The 7,760-nt window shown below is 71.8% G+C and carries 7 protein-coding genes; 5 read left to right on the forward strand and 2 right to left on the reverse strand.

Annotated features, from left to right (window positions below; all coding sequences use genetic code 11):
• Positions 1–69 precede the first annotated feature (69 nt).
• Positions 70–282: an MbtH family protein gene (locus tag ACWDRW_RS39865; RefSeq protein ID WP_451733358.1), complete on the reverse strand. Its 213-nt coding sequence runs from the start codon at positions 280–282 to the stop codon at positions 70–72.
• A gap of 134 nt (positions 283–416) precedes the next feature.
• Positions 417–716: a hypothetical protein gene (locus tag ACWDRW_RS39870; RefSeq protein WP_451733360.1), complete on the reverse strand. Its 300-nt coding sequence runs from the start codon at positions 714–716 to the stop codon at positions 417–419.
• A 236-nt stretch (positions 717–952) separates the two neighbouring features.
• Here ACWDRW_RS39870 and ACWDRW_RS39875 point away from each other — a divergent pair, with 236 nt between their 5' ends.
• The 5 genes from ACWDRW_RS39875 to ACWDRW_RS39895 all read left to right on the forward strand — a co-directional run.
• A complete protein-coding gene (locus tag ACWDRW_RS39875) occupies positions 953–1,420 on the forward strand; it encodes a cobalamin B12-binding domain-containing protein (RefSeq protein ID WP_451733372.1) in 468 nt (155 codons plus the stop codon).
• Entirely contained in the window at positions 1,417–2,670 is a 1,254-nt protein-coding gene (locus ACWDRW_RS39880; RefSeq protein WP_451733362.1) for a methylaspartate mutase, read from the forward strand. The genes ACWDRW_RS39875 and ACWDRW_RS39880 overlap by 4 nt, the downstream gene beginning before the upstream one ends.
• Positions 2,671–2,672: 2 nt before the next feature.
• Positions 2,673–3,689, forward strand: coding sequence for an asparagine synthetase A (locus ACWDRW_RS39885; RefSeq protein WP_451733364.1), 1,017 nt, complete (start codon positions 2,673–2,675; stop codon positions 3,687–3,689).
• Positions 3,686–4,966: a glutamate synthase-related protein gene (locus ACWDRW_RS39890; protein ID WP_451733367.1), complete on the forward strand. Its 1,281-nt coding sequence runs from the start codon at positions 3,686–3,688 to the stop codon at positions 4,964–4,966. Before ACWDRW_RS39885 ends, ACWDRW_RS39890 begins: the two co-directional genes overlap by 4 nt.
• A gap of 83 nt (positions 4,967–5,049) precedes the next feature.
• Positions 5,050–7,760, forward strand: a 2,711-nt coding sequence (locus ACWDRW_RS39895; RefSeq protein ID WP_451733370.1) for an amino acid adenylation domain-containing protein, incomplete at its 3' end; no start/stop codon positions are given.

The raw sequence follows: 7,760 nt of genomic DNA on the forward strand, positions 1-7,760 counted from the left end.
AGCTCGTCGAGGCGATCGAGGAGGGGGACCGTGACGAACTGCGTGAGGAGCTGGGCGTCCTGGGTGCGGTCAGCCGCCCATCGCTGCAACGACCGAACGAGGCCGCAGATCCGTCCAGTTGGCCTCGATGTACTCAGTGCACTCCTGCTTGCTGCCCTCCTCCCGCACCTGCTGCCAGCCCTCCGGGCGGCTGACACGGGCGGGCCAAAGAGAGTGCTGGCCCTCGTCGTTGACCAGGACGACGAATCGGCCGTCGGTGTCGTCGAACGGGTTGGTTGCCATGGGATCCACCTCAGTCGGTCCGTGAAACAGAGAACGAGAACGGGAACGAGAACGGGAACGTGAAATGGAGCGGGAAATGGAACGGGGATACGGCGCCACACCGCTCACTCGAGGCTAGGCACCCGGGCCAGCCGCTACGGGCAGCTCGTACGGCAGTTGGGCGGCATCCCGCGCCGTATCCCGACCTCATGGGCCTGAGTGACGGCCACCCCGGCCGCGACCGCGGCGGCGCGCACCGAGCCGAGCGCCTCGCGCAGAAGTTCGGTGCGCAGGTGGGGCTGGTCGGCCAGTTCGGGGCGGTCGGCGTCGAGCAGCTGCACCGCCGCTTCCAGCACCGCGAATTTCGCCTCTCCCACGGGCTCATGGCGATCGGCCCGGGTCATGGCCTCGCGCAGCGCCTCGGTGAGCGGATCGGCGGGGGCGATATGGGACATGGTCCACTCCTTCGGAATTCTGGAATTCCTCGACGGAACGGGTGCGGCGACGGAAATCGACTGTATGCGGGCCCGGGGCGAGCGGCGGGACCGGCGACGGCAACTGCCGCCCGGCTGCCGCCCGCGACGCCGGTACAGCGGCCGGCGCGTTCCTACGATCGATGCCGAAAGGAAGTTCCGAGCGAATCCAGGAGCTCCTTCTCCCATTGACATCGCCTGATGTGGACCAAGTGATGATGCAGCCTGTGGAATTGGCGTCCCGGGATCGATCTGGGCCGCTGGACGTCGTTGTCACCGGACTGCCGTCCGATGCGCACACCTGGAATCTCGTCTTCATTCAATTGCTGCTCGAAGACCTGGGACACCACGTCGTCAATCTGGGGCCGTGCGTTCCCCAGGACGAAATCGTCGAGTCCTGCTGCAAGTTCCAGCCCGACCTGCTGGTGGTGAGCAGCGTGAACGGCCATGGATTCCACGACGCCGAGCACCTGGTCCGGGCGCTCCGGCAGCGCTGGGAACTGGTCCGGCTGCCCGCCGTCATCGGCGGGAAACTGGGCGTCCACGGTGCGGCGGGACGGACCGAGTCCGGTGGCCGGCTGCTGCGGGCGGGCTTCGACGCGGTGTTCCAGGAGGACGGGAACCTGGACGCGTTCGAGGCGTACGTCGCCACCCTGGCCGACTCCCGGGAAGGGGCCGCACGGTGACCTCCTTCGGCCGGTTCGTGGCCGCCGCCGCGGCCCGCGGGGCCCTCGTGGTGCAGCCCCGCATGGGCTTCGCCGCACCCGCCCGGATGCGGGCCGGACTGCTCGCCACCAAGGGCGCGGCCGACGCCGTCGCCGGCACCCTCACCATCGACAGCTACACCCGCGTCGGCGACGAACCAGCCGCCCTGCGCGCCCTCGACGCCGATGTCCCGCTCAACGGTTACCCCATCACCTCCTACAGCCCGCACACCTCACACTGGGTCCTGGACGGCATCCCGGACGCCTCCTTCCCGGTCCAGGTCCGGCACGGCTCCGCGCACCCGCAGCGCATCGTCGGCGCGCTCACCCGGCTCGGCCTGACCGCCACCGAGGGCGGCCCCGTCTCCTACTGCCTGCCCTACGGCCGCACCCCGCTCGTAGACTCGGTCCGCAACTGGCGAGAGGCCTGCGAGCGGTTGGCCGCCCTGCGTGAGCTCGGCGCCGAGCCCCACCTGGAGAGCTTCGGCGGCTGCATGCTCGGCCAGCTCTGCCCGCCGGGACTGCTGGTGGCCATCAGCGCTTTGGAAGGCGTCTTCTTCCACCGCGCCGGACTGCGCTCCATCTCGTTGAGCTACGCCCAGCAGACGAGCCCCGAACAGGACCGGCAGGCCGTGCACGCGCTGCGCCGGCTCGCCGCCGAACTCCTGCCCGACACCGACTGGCACGTCGTCGTCTACACCTACATGGGCGTCTACCCCAGGACCCGGGACGGCGCCGACCGCCTGCTGGAGCACTCCGCCGAACTCGCCGTCCGAGCGGGCGCCCGACGACTGATCGTCAAGACCGATGCCGAGGCCCACCGCATCCCGACCGTCGCCGAGAACGTACGCGCCCTGCGCACGGCGGCCGCGGCAGCGGCCCGGGCCACTCCCGAACCGTACGGCCCCACCGACAACCCGGTCTACGACGAAGGCCGCGCCCTGGTCGACGCCGTCCTCGACCTCGACCCCGACCTGGGCACCGCCCTGCTGAAGGCGTTCGAGCGCGGCTACCTCGACGTCCCCTACTGCCTGCACCCCGACAACGCGGGCCGCACCCGCAGTCACATCGACGCGGACGGCCGCCTGACCTGGTCCGACATCGGCGCCCTGCCCATCGGCAAGGTCACCGCACACCGCGGCGCCCGGCTCACCGCAGCGGGCCTGTACGACGCCCTCACCCACGTGCAGAGCCGCTACGACGCGCACGTCCCCGAGCTTCTGGAGGTATGACCATGACCGCGACCGTCCCCGAGGCCGTGGACGAGGCGCTCGGCGCGCTGCCGTCCACGCCCGACGCCCACCTCGCCGATCCCCGCACCCGGGCCACCCTGCGGGTGCAGAGCCGGATGCTCACCGCCACCCGGGCCTTCCTGACCGCGCGCGGCTTCCAGGAGCTGCTGCCGCCCGTCATCGGCCCGGTCACCGACCCCGGCATCCGCGGCTCCAAGCAGGTGGACGTCGACTTCTACGGCCACAAGTACAAGCTGATGACGAGCGCCATCCTCTACAAGCAGGCCTCACTGCTCGCCTTCGACAAGATCTTCTACATCGCCCCCAACGTCCGTCTGGAACCCCTGGAAACGGCCGTGACCCACCGGCACCTGGCCGAGTTCCACCAGATCGACGTGGAGATCCGCGACGCCCGCCGGGAGGACGCGATGGACCTCGCCGAGCGGCTCGTCACCCACGTCGTCACCGATGCCGTCACCGCGATGCCGGCCGACCTGGAGCTGCTCGGCCGGGACGCGGACGCCCTGCGCGTGGCCGTCGCCGACGCCTTCGGCCGGGTGGGACATGGGAAGGCCACCGCCGAGCTGATCGCCGCGGGACACCCGCAGGATCCCGCCGCCGAGATCGACTGGCAGGGGGAGGAGATCATCTCCGCCGGCGCGAACCGGCCCTTCTTCATCACCGACTACCCCAAGGGCTCGCGCGGCTTCTACGACAAGGAGAACGCCGAACAGCCGGGAGTGCTGCGCAATTTCGACCTCATCGCCCCCGAGGGTTACGGCGAGCTGGCCAGCGGCAGCGAACGCGAGCACGACTACGCCACCCTCGTCACCCGTATGCGGGAGACCGGCGAGAACCCCGCCAAGTACGGCTGGTACCTGGACCTGGCCCGCCGGGGCATCCCCGCCAGCTCCGGCTTCGGCATCGGCCTGGAGCGCTTCACGCGCTACGTCACCGGACGCCGGGCCGTCTGGCAGGCCAGCGCCTACCCCAAGCTGCCCGGGGTGGTGTCGGCATGAGCGCCGCACTCGTCGCGGACGGCTTCCCCGAGGAACAGGTCCGCTCCCGCGCCCGCCACGGCGCCGCCGCCGTGTTCCCCGCCGAGTCCGGCTACGGCAGCGGACTCCTCGGCGCCGCCCCGCTGCCTGTCGACGACGAGCTGGAGGGCGTGCGGATCGTCCCGCCGGTCTTCATGCCGGACCGGCTGAAGAAGCTCATCGACCTCGCCCGCGAACCCCTGTACAGCGACGTCGAACTCGAGACGGTCATCGGCGGGTTCACCAGTCCGCTCCCGCTGTACGTGTCGGCGTTCGGCTCCACCCAGGTCGCCAGCCACGACCTCGGTGAGGCCGTCGGCCGGCAGGCCGCCCGGCTCGGCGTCCCCCTGGTCATCGGCGAGAACGTCGTCCCCGTCAACGGCTACCGCGGCGCCGACGAGGCCGGGGTCTCCCCGCTGCTCGGACGGATCGCCGCCTACGCCGAGGCCGTCGACGACGAACACGGCGGTGTCGCCGTGCAGCAGTCCACCGAGGACGCCGACGCCGAGGTCTGGAACCTCGTCTACAGCGACCCGGTCAGCGAACCGCTCCTCGCCACCGGACGGCTCGCCTTCGAGCTGAAGATCGGGCAGGGCGCCAAGCCCGGACTCGGCGGCCTCACCGTCCTCGGCCGCGACGCCGCGAGCCGGGTCGCCGAGCAGTACGCCACCGACGAGGTGTTCGGCGCAGACAGCGACAAGGTGCTGCGGGTCAGCAGCCCCGGCACGTTCACCGAGGAGATCCTGCGCCAGCAGATCCGGCTCATGCGCAACAACTTCCCCCGCGTCAGGGTGTGGGTGAAGTTGCACCCCGGACGCGATGTGGCCCTCGCCGCCGCCACCGCCTGGGCGGCCGGTGCCGACGCCGTGACCGTCGACGGCGCCGAGGGCGGCACCGCCTGGGCGCCGACCGGCTTCCTCACCCACGTCGGACTGCCCCTCGCCGAGTGCCTGCGGCGGGTCGGCCGCACCGACCGCTGCCTGCTGGCCAGCGGCCGCATGTGGGAGGGGACCCGGGCCGTCAAGGCCCTGGCGCTCGGCGCCCGAGCGGTCGGCCTCGGCCGGGCCGCCCTTCTGGCCGCCGACGAGGACCGCACCGACGGACTCCGCCGCCTGGTCGAGGCGCTCGCCCTCGAACTGCGGATGCTGACCAGCGCGGTCGGCAAGTACCACGTGGGCGCTCTCGACCCCGAGGACCTGCTCCTGCCGTCCTCCTGGCCCACAGAGCCGACCTCCTGGCCGACCACGCCGGCCGCCTGATCCCCCGCCGGCCGCCTGATCCCCGCCGGCCGCCCGCCTCCTCGCAGCAGCGACCCCGAACTCTCGAGAATGGTGTCGAGAACATGTCTCATCAGCACTCCGCCGTCGACCTCGACGCGTACAACAGCACGGCTGTCGCCCTGCCCGGGGGCGCTCTGCACGAACTGTTCAGGGCTCAGGCCGCGCGCACGCCGGACGCGGTGGCGCTGGTGTGCGGGGAGCGTGAGCTGTCGTACGGCCAACTCGACCGCGCCTCCGACGCCTTCGCGCACCGCCTCGCCGACGAGGGTGTCGTCCCGGGTGCGGCCGTGGGGCTGTTCCTGGACCGTTCGGTCGAGTACGTCGTCGCGGTACTCGGTGTCCTGAAGGCGGGCGGCTTCTATGTCCCCCTGGACCCGCGCCAGCCCGCCGAGCGCCTGGCGTTCATCCTCGCCGACACGGGCGCGCGGCTCCTTGTGACGGACCGTGCGCAGGCCCCCGCCGAGGGGCTCACGGTGCTCGCCCCGCCGGATGTCCAGGCTGAGGCGGATGCGCTTGAAGTTCCGCTTCATGCGGACCAGTTGGCGTACGTGATGTACACCTCGGGGTCGAGCGGTACGCCGAAGGGCGTGGCCAACACCCACCGCAACGTCGTGGAGTTGGCACTGGACCCGTGGTGGGGCGAGCGGCACCGCCGGGTCCTGGCCTACTCCCCACTGGCCTTCGACTCCTCCACCTACGAACTGTGGGTTCCGCTCCTCGGTGGAGGCACCGCGATCGTGCTGCCCGCACCGAAGCTGGACCTCGCCGAACTGGCCCGGGCGATCGTCGAACACCGGATCACCGCCATGTACTTCACCACGGCACTGTTCGACGCCATGGCCTCGGAGGCGATGGGGGCGCTCGCGGGCCTGAGCGAGATCTGGACGGGCGGTGACGTGCTGTCGGCGTCCGCGCTGCGGCGGGTGCTGGAGGCCTGCCCGCGGACGACGGTCGTGCACGCCTACGGTCCCACGGAGTCCACCGTCTTCTGCAGCTACCAGGTGTTCGGACCCACGGAGCGGGTGGTCGACCGGCTTCACCTCGGTGTCCCGATGGCCAACACGCGCATGTACGTCCTCGACGAGAAGCTGAGCCCGGTCGCGCCCGGGACCGTCGGCGAGCTGTACGTGGCCGGCAGTCACCTCGCCCGGGGGTATGTCGGGCGTGCGGCGCTGTCCGCCGAGCGGTTCGTCGCCGACCCGTTCGGTCCGGCCGGGGAGCGGATGTACCGCACGGGTGACCTGGCCCGTTGGAACGAGCACGGGGAGGTCGTCTTCGAGGGCCGGTCGGACCAGCAGGTGAAGCTGCGGGGCTTCCGGATCGAGCTCGGGGAGATCGAGACGGCGCTCGTCGCCCACGAGGCCGTGTCACAGGCCGCCGTGATCGTCCGCGAGGACCGGCCCGGCGACAAGCGACTCGTCGCCTACGTCGTCGGAGAGGCCGACGCCGAGACCCTGCACGCCCACTGCGCCGAGCGACTCGCCGAGTACATGGTCCCGTCCGCCTACGTGCGGCTGGACGTGCTCCCGCTCACCGCCAACGGCAAGCTCGACCGCCGCGCGCTGCCCACCCCACAGGTCGGCGGCGGCGACGGGCGGGCGCCCCGGACGCCCACCGAAGAGGTGCTGTGCGGCCTGTTCGCTGACGCGCTCGGACTCACCGCGGTCTCCATCGACGACGACTTCTTCCACCTCGGCGGGCACTCCCTGCTCGCCACCCGGCTGGTCGGCCGTGTCCGCACGGCCCTGGCGGCCGAGCTGTCCGTGCGGGACTTCTTCCAGTACCCGACGGTCGCCCGGCTCGCCGAGCACATCGCCACCGGCGCGCGCCGGGCCCCGCGGCCCCCACTCACCGTCGTCCCGCGCTCCGACGACCCGCTCCCGCTGTCGGCGGCCCAGCGGCGGCTGTGGTTCCTGGACCAGCTGGAGGGCCCCTCCGCCACGTACGACATCCCGCTCACCGTGACCCTGACGGGCGCCGTGGACCCCGAACTGCTGCGGCGGGCCCTCGGTGACGTGATCGCTCGCCACGAGGTGCTGCGCACGAGCTACCCCGTGTCCGACGGCGAACCCCGGCAGCACATCGCGCACCCCGACGAAGTGACCGTGCCGCTCACCGTCACCCCCGTCACCGAGGACGAGCTGCCCGGCCGGATCGCGGAGGAGTCCGCGCATCTCTTCGACCTGAACCACGAACTCCCGCTGTACGCCGCCCTGTTGACGCTCGCACCGACCCGGAGCGTGCTCGTCCTGGTCGTCCATCACATCGCCTCCGACGGTTGGTCCACCACCCCGCTGATGCGGGACCTGGGCACCGCCTACACCCATCGTGCCGAGGGCACGGTGCCCGGGTGGGAGCCGCTGCCCGTGCAGTACGCCGACTACGCGCTGTGGCAGCAGGACCTGCTCGACCGGGACGAGGAGGCGCAGCTCGCCCACTGGCGCGAGGCGCTCGCCGGCCTCCCCGCCGAGGCGACCCTGCCCGCCGACCGGCCCCGCCCGGCCGTGGCCTCGTACCGCGGCGCCACCCACACCGTGCACTGCCCGGCGGAGACCCATCAGGCCCTCACCGCGCTGGCCAGGGAGTCCGGCGTCACCCTGTTCATGGTCGCGCAGGCGGCGACCGCGGCCCTGCTGTCCCGTTCCGGCGCCGGGACCGACATCCCGGTCGGCTCCCTCGTCGCGGGCCGGACGGACGAGGCCCTGGAGGACCTGGTCGGCTTCTTCGTCAACACGCTCGTCCTGCGTACCGACGTGAGCGGCAACCCCACCTT

The organism is Streptomyces sp. NPDC003635 (assembly GCF_053587635.1).

What these genes read in the sequence shown, in the direction of transcription:
- ACWDRW_RS39865 (WP_451733358.1), bottom strand. Translation starts at nt 282, where the DNA reads ATGGCAACCAACCCGTTCGACGACACCGACGGCCGATTCGTCGTCCTG.
- ACWDRW_RS39870 (WP_451733360.1), bottom strand. Translation starts at nt 716, where the DNA reads ATGTCCCATATCGCCCCCGCCGATCCGCTCACCGAGGCGCTGCGCGAG.
- ACWDRW_RS39875 (WP_451733372.1), top strand. Translation starts at nt 953, where the DNA reads ATGCAGCCTGTGGAATTGGCGTCCCGGGATCGATCTGGGCCGCTGGAC.
- ACWDRW_RS39885 (WP_451733364.1), top strand. Translation starts at nt 2,673, where the DNA reads ATGACCGCGACCGTCCCCGAGGCCGTGGACGAGGCGCTCGGCGCGCTG.
- ACWDRW_RS39890 (WP_451733367.1), top strand. Translation starts at nt 3,686, where the DNA reads ATGAGCGCCGCACTCGTCGCGGACGGCTTCCCCGAGGAACAGGTCCGC.